The organism is Mycobacterium sp. MS1601 (genome assembly GCF_001984215.1).
GTDB lineage: Bacteria > Actinomycetota > Actinomycetes > Mycobacteriales > Mycobacteriaceae > Mycobacterium.
On record NZ_CP019420.1, the window covers coordinates 5871786 to 5887099 of the forward strand.

At 67.1% G+C, this 15314-nt stretch carries 14 protein-coding genes; 6 read left to right on the plus strand and 8 right to left on the minus strand.

Annotation, left to right across the window (positions count from 1 at the left end; all coding sequences use genetic code 11):
• Positions 1 to 30 precede the first annotated feature (30 nt).
• Genes BVC93_RS28050 through lspA form a run of 4 tightly spaced genes read right to left on the minus strand, consistent with a single transcriptional unit; the run spans position 31 to position 3096 of the window.
• Positions 31 to 639 (minus strand): SecDF P1 head subdomain-containing protein, encoded by a 609-nt coding sequence (locus BVC93_RS28050; protein WP_083740262.1) that lies wholly within the window; start codon positions 637 to 639, stop codon positions 31 to 33.
• Complete coding sequence (rarD, locus tag BVC93_RS28055) at positions 639 to 1550, minus strand: EamA family transporter RarD (RefSeq protein ID WP_083740263.1); 912 nt, start codon at positions 1548 to 1550, stop codon at positions 639 to 641. The genes BVC93_RS28050 and rarD overlap by 1 nt, the downstream gene beginning before the upstream one ends.
• Entirely contained in the window at positions 1550 to 2473 is a 924-nt protein-coding gene (locus BVC93_RS28060; protein ID WP_083740264.1) for an RluA family pseudouridine synthase, read from the minus strand. Before BVC93_RS28060 ends, rarD begins: the two co-directional genes overlap by 1 nt.
• A complete protein-coding gene (lspA, locus tag BVC93_RS28065; protein ID WP_083740265.1) occupies positions 2470 to 3096 on the minus strand; it encodes a signal peptidase II in 627 nt (208 codons plus the stop codon). The genes BVC93_RS28060 and lspA overlap by 4 nt, the downstream gene beginning before the upstream one ends.
• A gap of 53 nt (positions 3097 to 3149) precedes the next feature.
• Here lspA and BVC93_RS28070 point away from each other — a divergent pair, with 53 nt between their 5' ends.
• Positions 3150 to 4082 carry an asparaginase gene (locus BVC93_RS28070; RefSeq protein WP_083740266.1) on the plus strand — a complete coding sequence of 311 codons (933 nt, stop codon included), beginning with the start codon at positions 3150 to 3152 and terminating at the stop codon, positions 4080 to 4082.
• On the opposite strand, the gene BVC93_RS28075 is transcribed toward BVC93_RS28070, so the two are convergent.
• Together BVC93_RS28075 and BVC93_RS28080 are read right to left on the minus strand one after the other, a co-directional pair.
• Positions 4047 to 5429, minus strand: a complete 1383-nt coding sequence (locus BVC93_RS28075; RefSeq protein WP_157517113.1) for a DNA polymerase IV — start codon at positions 5427 to 5429, stop codon at positions 4047 to 4049. The two genes, BVC93_RS28070 and BVC93_RS28075, sit on opposite strands and share 36 nt — an antisense overlap.
• Positions 5430 to 5459: 30 nt before the next feature.
• Positions 5460 to 6962 (minus strand): xylulokinase, encoded by a 1503-nt coding sequence (locus tag BVC93_RS28080; protein ID WP_083740267.1) that lies wholly within the window; start codon positions 6960 to 6962, stop codon positions 5460 to 5462.
• 143 nt (positions 6963 to 7105) lie between these two features.
• Here BVC93_RS28080 and BVC93_RS28085 point away from each other — a divergent pair, with 143 nt between their 5' ends.
• The 5 genes from BVC93_RS28085 (at position 7106) to BVC93_RS28105 (ending at position 11175) form a co-directional block, all read left to right on the plus strand.
• Positions 7106 to 7762: a class II aldolase/adducin family protein gene (locus BVC93_RS28085; RefSeq protein ID WP_083740268.1), complete on the plus strand. Its 657-nt coding sequence runs from the start codon at positions 7106 to 7108 to the stop codon at positions 7760 to 7762.
• Between the two features lie 96 nt (positions 7763 to 7858).
• Entirely contained in the window at positions 7859 to 8899 is a 1041-nt protein-coding gene (locus tag BVC93_RS28090) for a substrate-binding domain-containing protein (RefSeq protein ID WP_083740269.1), read from the plus strand.
• Positions 8900 to 8994: 95 nt separating this feature from the next.
• Positions 8995 to 9798 carry a DeoR/GlpR family DNA-binding transcription regulator gene (locus BVC93_RS28095; protein WP_083740270.1) on the plus strand — a complete coding sequence of 268 codons (804 nt, stop codon included), beginning with the start codon at positions 8995 to 8997 and terminating at the stop codon, positions 9796 to 9798.
• Positions 9799 to 9900: 102 nt separating this feature from the next.
• Positions 9901 to 10947, plus strand: coding sequence for a zinc-dependent alcohol dehydrogenase (locus BVC93_RS28100; RefSeq protein WP_083740271.1), 1047 nt, complete (start codon positions 9901 to 9903; stop codon positions 10945 to 10947).
• A gap of 12 nt (positions 10948 to 10959) precedes the next feature.
• Positions 10960 to 11175, plus strand: coding sequence for an RNA-binding S4 domain-containing protein (locus BVC93_RS28105; protein ID WP_083740272.1), 216 nt, complete (start codon positions 10960 to 10962; stop codon positions 11173 to 11175).
• 11 nt (positions 11176 to 11186) lie between these two features.
• On the opposite strand, the gene ileS is transcribed toward BVC93_RS28105, so the two are convergent.
• A complete protein-coding gene (ileS, locus tag BVC93_RS28110) occupies positions 11187 to 14435 on the minus strand; it encodes an isoleucine--tRNA ligase (protein WP_083740273.1) in 3249 nt (1082 codons plus the stop codon).
• 224 nt (positions 14436 to 14659) lie between these two features.
• Positions 14660 to 15259, minus strand: a complete 600-nt coding sequence (locus BVC93_RS28115) for a hypothetical protein (RefSeq protein WP_083740274.1) — start codon at positions 15257 to 15259, stop codon at positions 14660 to 14662.
• Between the last annotated feature and the right edge of the window lie 55 nt (positions 15260 to 15314).

A 15314-nucleotide genomic window follows, 5' to 3' on the forward strand; every position in this document is an offset into this window, starting at 1 on the left:
GCGTGTCGGGGGGACGTGTCGCGCGCGGCGTCAGCTTTCGTCTTGGAGCAGCCGCGCCATCTCGTCGGACTGCTGTTCGGTGAGATTGCCGGACAGTTGCAACAGGTCCCCGACGATGGCCTCGGAGATCTGCGGCGCGGACACCACGGTGGACGCGCGGACGAAGGCGATCTGCTTACCGACCTGCGTGGTGGTGTAGTCGGCGAACGCCGACGCCGACTCGCTGTTCATCGCCACCTGGACGATGTAGCCGTTCGTGATCGGCGACAGCAGCGAGTTCACCCGGACCAGCTGCAGGGCCACCCCCTGCGGGCCGAGCGTGTACAGGGCGGTGCGGGTGAAGTCACAGAAGCGCACCTCGACAGCGGGGTCCGAGGGGCCCGGCGGCGGACAATTCTCCGGCAGTACACCCTCCACGGCGATGACCGGGCGCACCGACAGCGGTTTGATGGTGTACACCGGCGGCGCCGTGGATGTCGGTGTCTGGCCGCCCTGTTCGGAAGCCGCGTCCGAGCTGAACACCTGCATCAGCAGCGACGCGGCCAGCGGTACCACGACTGCGACACTGCCCAGCAATGCGATGACCGCGATCCAGACCTTCTTCCGCCGGTTGGCCGCCGCGCGGGCCCGCTCGTCCATCACCCCAGTTGTGTATCACGTCCGAGCGGCGGATTCCTGCCCCTCCTGGCCCGCAGGATCGCGTCGGTACTGAACACCGCCAGCGCCAGCCAGATCAGGGCGAAGCCCGCCCAGCGGGCCGGCGGCATGGGCTCGTGGCCGACCAGGATCCCCCACGACATCTGCATGATCGGCGTCACGTACATGAGAAGACCGAGGGTGACCAACGACAGGCGCTGCGCCGCGGCGGCGAAGAACAGCAGCGGAATCGCCGTGAGCGCGCCGGAGGCGATGGTCAGCGCGACGTGCCCGGCACCGGAGCCCAGGAAGTGACCGAGGCCCGCCGACTCGATCACCAGCAGGTAGACGAACGCCGCGGGAGCCACGACGGCCGCCTCCACGCCGACGCTGACGCGCGGATCGGTGGGCACCACCTTCTTCACGGCGCCGTAGAGACCGAAGGTGAACGCCAGCACCAACGCGATCCACGGTGGCGCGCCGAACTGCACAGCCAGGGTGACGACCGCGACGACGGCGATGGCCAACGCACACAACTGCGCCTTGTTGAGCTTCTCCCGGAAGAGGACGACCCCCAGAGCGACGCTCACCAGCGGGTTGATGAAGTAACCCAGCGCGGCGTCCACCACATGCCCGTTGTTGACGGCGTAGATGTAGGTCAGCCAGTTCCCCGAGATCAGCACCGACGCCAGCACCAACAGCAGCCACGTCCGGCCGCTGATCCGGCGCAGGTCACCGAGCCGGCGAACCACCGCAAGCACGATCACCATGAACAGCAACGTCCAGACGATGCGCTGGGCGAGAATCTCGAACGCTCCGGCGGGCTGCAGCAGCGGGAAGAAGGCCGGGAACAACCCCCAGGCACCGTAAGCGCCCAGTCCGTACAGCAGCCCCGTCGACGGGGAACCGCGCACTAGTGCGCAGCCAAGACGTCGAGTGCGTGTTGCAGGTCGGCGGGATACGGGCTGGTGATCTCGACCCGACGCCCGTCAGCCGGGTGGATGAAGCCCAGCGACCTGGCGTGCAACCATTGCCTTTGCAGCCCAAGACGTTTGGCGATGGTGGGGTCGGCGCCGTAGGTCAGGTCACCACAGCAGGGGTGATGCAGCGCCGAGAAGTGCACACGGATCTGGTGGGTGCGCCCGGTCTCGAGATGCACGTCGAGCAGGCTGGCGGCCTGGAACGCCTCGATCGTGTCGTAGTGGGTGATGCTGTGCCTGCCGTCTTCGACAACGGCGAACTTCCAGTCGTGGCCACGGTGGCGCCCGATGGGCGCATCGATGGTGCCGCTGGACGGATCAGGGTGCCCCTGCACCAGAGCGTGATACCGCTTGTCGACGGTGCGCTCCTTGAACGCCCGCTTCAACACGGTGTAGGCCCGCTCCGAAAGCGCCACCACCATGACACCCGAGGTGCCGACGTCGAGGCGATGCACGATGCCCTGCCGTTCGTGGATGCCCGACGTGCTGATACGGAACCCCGCCGCGGCCAGTCCGCCCAACACGGTGGGCCCGTGCCAGCCGACGGTCGCGTGCGCGGCCACCCCCGGGGGTTTGTCGACGGCGACGATGTCGTCATCGGAGTAGAGGATGGTCATGCCCTCGATCTCCTCGGGCACGTTCTCCACCGGCGGTGGCGCCGCGGGCAGGCTGACTTCCAGCCAGGCACCCGCGCTCAATTTGTCCGACTTGGCTGCGGTGGCGCCGTCGAGCACCACGCCGCCACCCTCGGCGATCTCAGCCGCGGCGGTGCGGGACAGGCCGAGCAGCCGCGCCAGGCCCGCGTCAACGCGCATGCCTGCCAACCCCTCCGGGACGGGCATCGAGCGTTCGGTCATGTCTGCGGCTCGGGTTGGGGCTCGGGCTTGCGGCGGCCGACGGTATCGAAGTCGAAGCCGAACAGCGACAGCACCACCAGCAGGATGGCACCACCCACCACGGCCGGATCGGCGACGTTGAACACCGGCCACCAACCCACGGACAGGAAATCGACGACGTGGCCGCGCAGCGGGCCGGGCGAGCGGAAGAACCGGTCCACCAGGTTGCCCAGCGCGCCGCCCAGGATCATTCCCAACCCCAGTGCCCACCAGGGCGATACCAGCCGCCGGCCCATCCAGATGATGCCGATCACCACACCGGTGGCCACCAGCGTCAGCACCCAGGTGTATCCGGTGGCCATGGAGAACGCGGCCCCCGAGTTGCGCACCAGAGTCCAGGTCACCGTGTCCCCGATGATCGACACGGGCTGACCGGGAGTCAGGTAGTGCACTGCGGCCACCTTGGTGACGATGTCGAGCACCCACACCACGGCAGCCACCGACAACAGCAGTTTGAGGCGCTTCCGGGGCTTCGGCTCCTGCACTGCGGGCTGCTCGACGGGCTCGCTGGGCCCGGCATCGGTGGCGGTGTCCTCGGAAGAACGTGCCCCCGCATCCGAAGGGCCGGATGTTTCGTCAGTCACCCGACCATCATCCCCTAACCGCAGCAGCCGCCATCATCAGGCATGATCGGCGCATGCCGCGCCTGATCGTGATCGCCACCGGTGGCACGATTGCCACCAGCACCGATACCGACGGAGTCAAGCGGCCCACCCGCAGCGGCAGCGACCTGTTGACCTCGGTGTCGCCCACGATTGCCGTCGACACCGTCGAGCTGATGTCGGTGGACAGCTCGATGCTGGGCCCCAGCGACTGGGATGTGATGTCGGACGCGGTGACCGCCGCGGTGGCCGGAGGCGCGGACGGGGTGGTGATCACCCACGGCACCGACACCATGGAGGAGACGGCGCTGTGGCTGGAGCTGACGTATGACGGCCCGGTCCCGGTGGTGTTGACCGGTGCCCAACGCAGTTCCGATGCCCCCGACGCCGACGGGCCGGGCAACCTTCGGGACGCCCTGGCGGTGGCCAGCAGCCCGACCGTTGCCGGAGTGACTGTCTGTTTCGCCGGAAAAGTGTTGCACCCTTTGGGTTTACAGAAGGTTGCCACCGCGGATCTCAGTGGGTTCACCGGCCCGCTGGTGGGCACCGTGTCGGCCGACGGAGTGCAGGTCGGTGAGAAAGAGCGCGCGTTTGTGGGCAGGTTGCGCGCATCGAGGTCGCCCCGGGTGGATGTGGTGCCGGTGTACGCCGGCGCCGACGCAGTGGCAATGGACGCTTTCGTGGCAGCGGGAGCGCGGGGGCTGGTACTGGAGGCGCTGGGCTCGGGCAACGCCGGCGCCGCCGTGATCGATGGGGTGGCCAGGCACTGCGCCGCCGGGGTGACGGTGCTGGTGTCCACCCGGGTGCCGGGCGGACGGGTCAGTCCCGGGTACGGACCCGGCGCAGCGCTGGTGGACGCCGGAGCCCTGGTGGTGCCCAGACTGCGCCCACCGCAGGCCCGGGTGCTGCTGATGGCCGCACTGGCTGCGGGACTACCGCCCGCCGAGATCGTCGCCCGGCTCGGCTGAGCTCTCCAGATCGTCGACGAAATCTGGCCAGTCCAGGCTGTCGACAGGATTGGCGCGGGTGATGTCGGCGGTGTCGACGGGAAACGTCCGCGCGATTCCGGGGCCGCCGGCGCGGGTCTCGAACCGGATCGTCATCACCCCGTGGCCCGCGCCCTGAATCCAGCCGTGTCCCCATTCGGTGTGGCGAACGTCGTCGCCGATGCGCCATCCGCCGATGTCGGGGCTGGCCACCGGAACCCGGGCCGCCTCCCCGACCGTGATCTCCTGCGGCTGCCCTTGATCCAGATCCGGGAACAGCGACTCCTGGCGGACGTCGGACAAGCCGGAGAAGCCCACCCCGAGCAGCCGGACCGGACCTATCTCAACTGGATCGAGAAGCAGCTTGCGAGCGGTGGCGGCCAGCGTGGACGCCTCGGCGGTGGCGTACGGCAGGGTGGCCGAGCGGGTGAGCGTGGACATATCCGACTTCTTCAGCTTGACCGTGACCGTCCGGGCGCCGCGGCCGTCCCGCAGCAACCGCTTGTGGGCATGCTCGGCGATGGGCCCGGCCGCCTCCCGCAGCTGCTCGAGGGTGGTGAGGTCGGCGGCGAAGGTGGACTCGGCGCTGATCTGTTTGGCCTCGGCCCGCTCCGCGACCGGCCGGTCATCGATACCGCGGGCCAGCCGGTGCAGCGCCGGACCGACGGTGGCGCCCAGGATGCTGGCCACCTCCGACTCGGCAAGCGCCGCGAACTGCCCGACGGTCTCGATGCCGAGGCGGTGCAGTTTGTCCTCGGCCACCGGGCCGATTCCCCACAGCCGTCGCACCGGTAACCCGTCGAGCAGCAGGGGTTCCTCGTCGCGGCGCACCACCCGGATGCCGTCGGGTTTGGCCAGTCCGGAGGCGATCTTGGCGATCTGTTTTCCCGAGCCGGCGCCCACCGACGCCACCAGGCCGGTTTCCTCGCGCACCCGGGTGCGCAGCTGCTCACAGAAGGCGTCGACGTCGGCGGCAGTAGCACCGGCCAGCTCGACCGGCTCGCCGAACGCCTCATCGAAGGACAACTGTTCCAGAACCGGGACCACTGCACGGATGGTCTGGAACACCCGCCTGCTGGCCAGTCCGTAGACCACACCGCGGGGCGGCAGCACCACGGCGTGGGATCCGACCAGGCGCCGCGCCTGGTGCATCGGCATCGCCGACCGGGCGCCGAACACCCGGGCCTCGTAACTGGCGCCCGCCACCACACCCCGCCCGCCCAGCCCGCCGACCAGCACGGGACGACCCTGCAGGGTGGGTCGGGTGAGTTGCTCGACGGAGGCGAAGAACGCGTCCATGTCCAGGTGCAGCACCCACCTGTCACTCACGAGTGATGATCGTAGGCGCGCACACCGACGTCAACGCTGACAGATCTCCCGGACAGTCGGATAGATGGTCAAGTAGCGCTTGTAGAGCTCGTCGTACTGCTGGGACACCTCGGGCTGCGGGGCGATGGATTTGACGGTGCGCGTCATCGCGGCGGCGGCGGCCCGCAGGTCGGTGTGGATGCCCGCCGCACAGCTGGCCATCATGGCCGCGCCCAGGGCGGTGGTCTCCGATTCGGCGCAGATGTCGACCTGCATGCCGGTGACGTCGGCGATGATCTGCGACCACAACGGGCTGCGGGAGCCACCACCGGTGGCCAGGAACCGCCGCACCGGTATGCCGGTGTCCGCCACCATGCCTTCGACCTGCAGGCGCACCTCGAAGGCAGACCCCTCCAGGATCGAGCGGTAGAAGTGGGCGCCGGTGTGGATGCCCGACCAGCCGAGGACGGTTCCTCGGGCATTGCCCTCCCAGTACGGGGTCTGCGAGCCGTTCCAGTACGGAACGGTGAACAGGCCGTCGCTGCCCGGCGGCACCGACAGCGCACCCGCCTCGAGGTCCTTCTCCCGCGCCGCACAGGACGGGTCAGCCCCCTGGGCCAACAACGCCGGCGCGAAGGTGTCGACGAACCATGTGATGAGGTAAGCGCCCGAGAGCGTGAACGCCTCGAGCAGGAATCCCTGTCCGGCGCCGTCGAGCACCGTGCGGTACTTGCGTGACCAGCGGTACTCCGGGGAGACGTAGCCGGCGACCAGCGCGGTACCGACATTGAGGTACATGGTGTCGGCATCGGAGACACCGGTGCCCAGGGCTGCGCACTGGCCGTCGCCGGCGGCGGCGATCACCGGAGTCCCCGGTGTCAGGCCCAACTGTTCGGCGACGGCGCCCTCGACGGCGCCGATGACCGTGCCGGGGGTGGCGATCTCCGGGAGTTGGGCGATGTCGACACCGGCGATCTCACACAGCGTCGGCGACCACTCCCGTGATGCCAGGTCCATCAGGCCCAGCGAGTCGCCGCTGGAGGCGCTGGTCACCCACCGCCCGGTCAGCCGCCAATGCAGGTAGGCGGCCACGTCGGCGATGCACGTCGCCGAGCGGAGCATGTCGGATTCGTGTTCCTTGAGCCAGGCCAGCTTGAAGATGGCCGGAGTGATGTCCGGGACACGACCGGAGATCCGGTGGGTTTCATCGGAGCCCAACTCCTCGACCTGCGGGATGGACCGGTTGTCGGCCCACACGATCGCCGGTCGCAGCGGCTCGCCGTGGGCGTCGACGCAGACGAACGTCTCACGCTGGTGGGTGACGGTCACCGCGGCCACCCGGCTGGGTTCGACGCTCGCCATGGCCTGGCTGATGACCGAGCTGGTGGTGCGCCACCAGTCATGGGCGTTCTGCTCGTGGCGGCCCTCCGGAGTCTTGGCCATGGTGAACGTGGCCCGGCCCGAGCTCAGTGAGCGGCCGTCGGGTCCGAACACCACCGCTTTGGCGCCGCTGGTCGAACAGTCGACAGCCAGCACCAGATCGCGATCGGCCATCGGCGCGCTCCTCCTCGTGACAGTTTGACAGAGTGACCCATGCAACAGTGTTAGTTATAACATGCATTGTGTTAGATAAGTGCCCAGACATCTCCACGGAGCCGCACGCCGCGGCCCGTTGTCTCTCGACGAAAGGCCCCACCGTGACACCCGCTGTAACCAACCTAGACTCGGCCCGCGCCGAGGTGGTCAAGTACGCCAACCGACTGACCTCCGACGGACTGGTGGTGGGCACCTCCGGCAACATCTCACTGCGGGTGGACGACCTGATCGCGGTGACACCCTCGGGCGTCGACTACGCCACCATGCGCCCCGAAGACGTCCCCGTGGTGCGACTCGACGGCACCGTCGTAGACGGCGAGCTCAAGCCCACCAGCGAGCTGCCGATGCATCTGCGCTGCTACTCCGACTTCGACGCCACCGCCGTTGTGCACACACATTCGGCTGCGGCGACGGCCCTTTCGCTGCTGCGTGACGCGGTTCCGCTGGTGCACTACCAGCTGGCCATGTTCGGCGGCCAGGTGAAGGTGGCGCCCTACCGCACCTACGGCACCCCCGAACTGGCCGACGCCATGGCGGCCGCCCTGCACGAGCGCAGCGCCACCATCTTGGCCAACCACGGCACCATCGCGTTCTCCCACTCACTGGGACACGCCTTCGACAAAGTGAGCCAGCTGGAGTGGCTGTGCGACGTGTGGCTGCGCGCCTCCGCGGTGGGCACCCCGCGCGAGATCAGCCCCGAGGAGCTGGATCTGGTGGTCGCGAAGTTCGGCACCTACGGACAACCCAAGCCCGCGTGACCGTGACCACAGGGCGATCTTGACTTGATATAAATCACGGCTAGCATGTGATTTCTCACATCACAATGTGAAGATGCTCAGTCGCGAAGGGAAGAGATGACACTTTTGAAGACGCGATCGGTGAAGCTCGCGGCACTGGCCGGCACCGCAGTCGTGACCATGGCACTGACCGCCTGCGGGGCGGGTGACACCAGCGCCGACAGCGACCGCAAGACCATCGGCGTGACGGTCTACGACATGAGTTCGTTCATCACCGCGGGCCAGTCAGGGATGGAGACCTACGCCGCGGCCAACGACATCGAACTGGTGTGGAAGTCCGCAGGCGGCGACGTCGCCACGCAGGCCGACCAGGTGGATCAGTACATCAACCAGGGTGTCGACGCCATCATCATCGTTCCGGTGCAGGCGGACTCGCTGGGACCGCAGATCACCTCGGCCAACAACGCGGGCGTCCCGGTGCTGGCCGTCAACGCCGCGCTGTCCGACAGCAGCGGCCTGGCGGCCACCGTGCTGCCCGATGACGTCGCGGCCGGCAAGCAGCAGATGGAACAGATGGTCGAACACCTCGGCGGCCAGGGCAACATCGTGATCCTGCAGACCAAACTCGGCTCGTCGTACGAAATCGACCGCACCGCAGGCAACAAGGAAGTCCTGGCAGCCAACCCCGGCATCAACGTGCTGGCGATGGACACCGGCGACAACACGCGCGACATCGCGGTGAACAAGATGCGCAACTGGATCACCGCATTCGGCCCCGAGATCGACGGCATCGTCGCCCAGAACGACGACATGGGCCTCGGCGCGCTGCAGGCCATCAAGGAATCCGGCCTCAACATCCCGATCGTCGGCATCGACGGTATCGAGGACGGCCTCAACGCCGTCAAGTCCGGCGACTTCATCGGCACGTCGTTGCAGCACGGCACCATCGAACTGGCCGACGGCCTGGCGGTGGCCAAGCGGGTGGCCGACGGTGAGGACATGTCGCGGGAGTTCATCTACACCATGCCCCCGGTGGACTCGAGCAACATCGACGAGGTGCTCAAGAACGTCGTCACCGACCGGCAGGCGCTGCTGGACCGGCTACCCGAGGTGATCGACAAGAACATCGAAACCGGCGACATGGCCAACGAGAACTAGCCGGGTCGACGAGGCGGCGACGAAGGAGCCGGGTGGGGGGCCCGGCCACAAAGATCTAGAGTCGGACGGCAGTCGAGCCGGTCGGGAGGAAAGTCATGAACAGCCCGGGTCAGAACGGCAAGGCGGCAGCGCGCCAGGAGGAGCGCCACCGCCTTGTCACCGAGGCCGTGATGGCAGCAGGGTCCGTTGCCATCGAGGACCTGGCGCGGATGTTCGACGTCAGCGTGATGACCATTCACCGTGATCTCGACCGGCTCGAAACCCAGAACGTCCTGCGGAAGTCCCGCGGCGTCGCCACGGCCCTGCCGTCGAGCACCGTGGAATCCAATGATGCTTACCGGCGCAGCCAGCAACGCGACGAGAAACGCGCACTCGCGTCGGCGGCGCTGGAGTTCATCCAGCCTGGCCACACCGTGATGCTGGATGATTCGACCACTGTGCTACCGCTGCTGGACATGCTGACCACCAAGGCTCCACTGACCGTGGCCAGCAACAGCCTCAGCGTCATCAACGGCCTGGTGGCCGCCGAGGAGGTGGAACTCGTCCAGCTCGGCGGCGAGTTCCGCGCCTGGTGCAACGCATTCATGGGGCAGATGACGCTGGACTCCATCGCGGCTCTGCATGCCGACGTGCTGATCATGTCGACCTCGGCAGTGACGGGCAACGCCTGCTATCACCAGCGTCAGGACACCATTTCGGTGAAGCGGGCGCTGATCGCGGCGGCCGAGTCCCGGGTGCTGGTGGTCGACCACACCAAGTTCGAGCGGCGTGCACTGTTCAAACTGTGTGCGCTGTCCGACTTCGACCACATCGTGGTCGATTCCGCGACGCCGGAGTCCACGATCGACGGGCTGCGCCAGCAACACGGCAGCGTCACCGTGGCACCGGGCGCGAATTGACGCTGGGATGGCATGATCCAATAAGTTAAATCAAACACCGATAATGTTATTTTTGACATGAGCAGTGCAGGCCGCTGCGCTGATGACACAGGGAGAACACCAATGCGCGCAGCCGTCTTCTACGGCCCCGGCGACCTGCGGATCGAGGACGTCCCCACCCGCAACCCCGAAGCCGGTGAAGTCGTCGTCGAGGTGCACGCCGCCGCCACCTGCGGCACCGACCTCAAGGCCTACCGCCGCGGACACCACAAACTGTTCAAGAGCTTCCCGGCGCCGTTCGGCCACGAGTTCGCCGGCGTGGTCACCCGCGTGGGCGCCGGCGTCACCGACTTCGAACCCGGCATGCGAGTGGTAGCCGCCAACACCGCACCCTGCGGGGGCTGCTGGGCGTGCAAGGCAGGCCGGCTGAGCCTCTGCGAGAACCTCGAGTTCCTCAACGGCGCCTTCGCCCAGGAAGTCGTGATTCCCGCGGCCATCGTGCGGCGCAATACCTATCAGATAGCGGACACCACCTCGTTCGCCTCAGTCGCCCCGCTGGAACCACTGGCCACCGTGGTGCACGGAATGTACGTCAGCGGAATCGAACTCGGTGACGTCGTCGCCGTCAACGGCGCCGGTCCGATCGGCCAGATGTTCATCCGACTCGCGACCCTGCGCGGCGCGCACGTCATCGCCGTCGACCAGTCGCCGTTCCGACTCGAGGCCGCCAAGAAGATGGGCGCCAAGGAGATCATCGACATCTCCACCCACCCCGGCATCGACGAGGTAGCCGCCGCCGTGCGTGCGCTCACCCCGTACGGCAAGGGTGCCGACGTGGCCATCGAGGCCGTCGGACTGCCCCAGGTCTGGGAGCAGACCGCCAAGTGCCTGCGCCCCGGCGGCAAGGCCGTGATGTTCGGTGGCCCGCCGGTGGGCGCCGAGTTCAAGCTCAACGCCAATGACATGCACTACTTCGAGTACACCGTCACCGGCGTGTTCCACCACGAACCGCTGTACGTCGAACGGGCGCTGCGGCTCATCGAGACCGGCCAGCTCAACGGCGAGGACCTGATCACCGAGGTGCGTCCACTGGACCAGCTGATCGACAGCCTCGAGGACATGGCCAAGGGCGTGGGCAGCAAGTATCTGATCGACCCCCGCCTGAATTAGTACCCTGACCCGGTGAGTGCAGGCGAGGTCCCCATCATCGGCGTCATCCGGCTCGGTCAGTTCCTGCAGGCCGCAGGGCTGATCGATTCGGGCGCCGACGCCAAGGCAGTGATCGCCGACGGGCTGGTGAGCGTCAATGGCGAAGTCGAGCGTCGCCGGGGTCGCCAACTGCGCCCCGGCGACGTCGTGGCCTACGCCGGCAGCAGTGCCCGCGTGATCGACGGCTGACTTCGCGCCGGTCAGACCTTCGCCTTCTCCATCCGGACCGGGTAGCCACGGCCCACCCGGCCAGTCAGCACGTCGCCGTCACGGCTAACCGAGCCGTTGCCGGAATCCAGCTCAGCGGAATCCTGCTCGCTCAGCCGTGTACGTGCGTCCTCCACGATGGCGAACTCCAGAGCCAGAAGCTCGTTGCTCATCAGCGTTTCAAAGGCCGAGTCCCAAGCCTGCGGCAGCTCAGGCACGGTGAGGGTCAAAAGGACGCGGTCCCCCACTTCGAGATCACCCCTACGACGGAATTCTTGGAGCTCACGGATGAGATCCCGAGCCCAGCCCTCGGCCTCCAACTCGGGGGTGACGTTGCCGTCCAGCACCACCAAGCCCGCACCGTCGGGCAGCGCCGCGGTGAACTCCGGGTCGGCGGCCACCAGTTTGGAGGTGTACTCCTCGGGCAACAACGTGGTGGGCCCGGCCGTCAGCGTGCCGTCCGAATTCACCACTCCCTCACCGGCTTTGACAGCCTTGATGGCGGCCTGCACGTCCTTGCCGATGCGCGGTCCCGCGACGCGGGCGTTGACGGCCAACTCGAACCGCCCGAAAGCGGCGATGTCATCGGTGAGCTCCACGGCCTTGACGTTCAGCTCATCGGCGATCAGATCGGTGAACGGTGCCAGCTGAGCCGGATCTTCCACCGCGACAGTCAGTTTGGGCAACGGCAGCCGTACCCGCAGTTTCTTGGCCTTGCGCAGCGACGAGCCGACCGAGGCCACCTGACGCACCTGGTCCATCGCCGCGACCAGGCGAGAGTCGTGCGGCAGTAGATCGGCGGCGGGCCAGTCGGTCAGATGCACCGAGCGTCCGCCGGTCAGGCCCTGCCAGATCTTCTCGGTGGCCAGCGGCAGCAGCGGCGCCGCCAGCCGCGAGGTGACCTCCAGAACGGTGTGCAGGGTGTCGATCGCGTCGGCGTCCTCTTCCCAGAACCGGCTACGCGAGCGCCGCACATACCAGTTGGTGAGTGCCTCGGTGAACTGCCGCAGCTGCTCACACGCCCCCGAGATGTCGCAGGTGTCCAGTGCCGGGGTGAGCCCGTCACGCAGTTCGGCGAGCTTGGCCAGGATGTAGCGGTCCAGCACGTGCGTCGAATCCGTGCGCCAGGTACCGACTTTCGGGGCGTACAGCGTCAGGAAGCTGTAGGCGTTCCACAGCGGCAGCAGCACCTGCCGCACGCCCTCGCGAATACCCTGCTCGGTGACGATGAGGTTACCGCCGCGCAGGATCGGCGAGGCCATCAGGAACCAGCGCATGGCGTCGGAGCCGTCGCGGTCGAACACCTCGGAGACATCCGGGTAGTTACGCAGTGACTTGCTCATCTTCTGACCGTCGTTGCCCAGCACGATGCCGTGGCTGACACAGGTCTTGAACGCCGGCTTGTCGAACAGCGCGGTGGCCAGCACGTGCAGCGTGTAGAACCAGCCACGGGTCTGCCCGATGTATTCGACGATGAAATCGCCCGGGAAATGGGCGTCTTTCCCGGAGTACCAATCCTCGTTCTCGAACGGGTAGTGCACCTGCGCGTACGGCATGGAGCCGGAGTCGAACCACACATCGAGCACGTCCTCGATGCGGCGCATGGTCGACTTGCCGGTCGGGTCGTCGGGATTCGGACGCGTCAGCTCGTCGATGAACGGCCGGTGCAGATTGTCCGGGCGCACTCCGAAATCGCGTTCGAGCTCGTCGAGACTGCCGTACACGTCGATGCGGGGGTAGGCCGGGTCGTCGGACTTCCACACGGGAATCGGCGTGCCCCAGTAGCGGTTTCGGGAAATCGACCAGTCACGCGCACCCTGCAGCCACTTGCCGAACTGGCCGTCCTTGACGTGCTCGGGGTACCAGGTGATCTGCTGGTTGAGTTCGACCATGCGGTCGCGGAACTCGGTGACCTTGACAAACCACGACGACACCGCGCGATAGATCAGCGGGTTACGGCAACGCCAGCAGTGTGGGTAGGAGTGCTCGTAGGTCTCATGCCTCAGCAGCACCGCACCGTTGGCGGCCGCCGATCCGGTGCCGTTCTTCAGGTCGCGGATGATGTGCGGGTTGGCCTCGAAGACGTGCTGGCCCTGGTAGTCCGGGACGGTGACGTCGAAGCGGCCCTTGGAGTCGACGGGCGTGACCGGGATGATTCCGACGGTGTCGGTGGTGGCCTTGTCGTCTTCGCCGTAGGCCGGAGCCATGTGCACGATGCCGGTGCCGTCCTCGGTGGTGACGAAATCACCGCGCAGCACCTGGAAAGCGTTGTGCGCCTTGTCGGTACCGGTGAAGTACGGGAAGGGCGGCAGATAGCGGGTGCCGAGCAGTTGCTCGCCGGTGACGGTGGCGAGGACCGTTGGCTCCTCCCCCAGTTCGCGGGCGTAGGCGGCCAGGCGAGCCTCGGCGAGCACGTATCGCTTACCGTCGGGGCCCTCGACCTGAACGTAGGCGACGTCGGGGTTCACGGCCACGGCCTGATTGGACGGCAGGGTCCACGGCGTGGTGGTCCACACCAGCAGGTGCGATTCGGCCAGCGGACCGTCGCAAGCCCGGAACCCGACGGTGATCGCCGGGTCCTGGCGGCTCTGGTACACGTCGTCGTCCATGCGCAGCTCATGGCTGGACAACGGCGTCTCGTCATTCCAGCAGTACGGCAGCACTCGGACGCCCTCATAGGCCAGGCCCTTGTCCCACAACTGCTTGAACGCCCAGATCACCGATTCCATGAAGCTGGGATCGAGGGTCTTGTAGTCGTTGTCGAAGTCCACCCAGCGGGCCTGGCGGGTGACGTAATTGCGCCATTCGTCGGTGTACTTGAGTACCGACGCGCGGCAGGCGTCGTTGAACTTCTCGATGCCCATCTCTTCGATCTGGGCCTTGTCGGTGATGCCCAGTTGGCGCTGCACCTCGAGTTCGGCGGGCAGACCGTGCGTGTCCCAACCGAACCGGCGTTCCACCTTGTAGCCACGCATGGTGCGGTAGCGGGGAACGATGTCCTTGACGTAGCCGGTCAGCAGGTGGCCGTAGTGCGGCAGCCCGTTGGCGAAGGGCGGACCGTCGTAGAAGACGTACTCGGGTGCGCCGTCGCGGTGAGCGATGCTGGCTCGGAAGGTGTCGTCGGCCTCCCAGTAGGCGAGCACCTCGGCTTCGAGAGCCGGAAAACTCGGGGTGCCACCGGCAGGCTTGGGGTAGGCCTGATGTTCTGTCACTGCGTCTCCTGCGTCCTGCGTGCCGTCCATGGCACGGGGACGACGACGCGCGTGAGCGCGAGCGCCGCGGTACCACCCCGCTTGCACACGCGCAGGGCGTGGCCGCTCATTACAGGCTGTGACGGGCCTGCCCGTTCGGTTCTACTGAGCCGCGCCGGTGCGACCGTTCTTCCGAAAGCTCCCCGGTGATGGCCGGATCGACGCCGTTGGTGTTTCGAACCGAAAGTCTACCGGGCCAGTGCAAATCGCCCTGATCAGCTGTGCAACGGCGCCGCGGCCTCGGAGGAGAGTTCCACGAGCGCAAGGACGTACTGCTCGGCGAGCTCCTCGACGGTGAAGCTGTTGAACCGGCGCAGGTCATACCACCAGTCCAGCTGGACCAGTTCGTCGCGACGCGAGACGCACAGCTGCAGAGCGCGGGTCTCGGTGATCTCGACCGGCGCCACGCCTGTCGGGGACAACGAGACCTCGGCACCAGCCAACCCCGGCGCGGCCTGCACCCCACTCAACCCCAGGATGCTCTCGGTCTCCAGCAGCATCTCATTGGCGTCGGTGTCGCGAGCGGACGCACAACGCAGTGAGACAGTGGCACCCGCAAACTTTCCGTCGGCGATGTCGACGGCAACGAACCCTGCGCCCAGCGTGCGCTCGACGGCACGGCCGAGTGCAGCGAGCAGCAATGCATCCGCGGCGATGCCGAGACCTTCGACAGCGCCGTCGAACTCGGCGCTGAAGACGTCGCTCAGCGGGGCCGACAGCGCAACGATGTCCTTGTGGCCGGGAACCCCGGCAGGGCTGTGGTCGGCTACGCGGACTACCTGCCCGGGCTGCCGTGTGATAAAGGGAGCGGCCATGCGGCTAACCGTACACGGATGTCCCAGAATTGGGAGACTCATCCCGAAAGTGTGA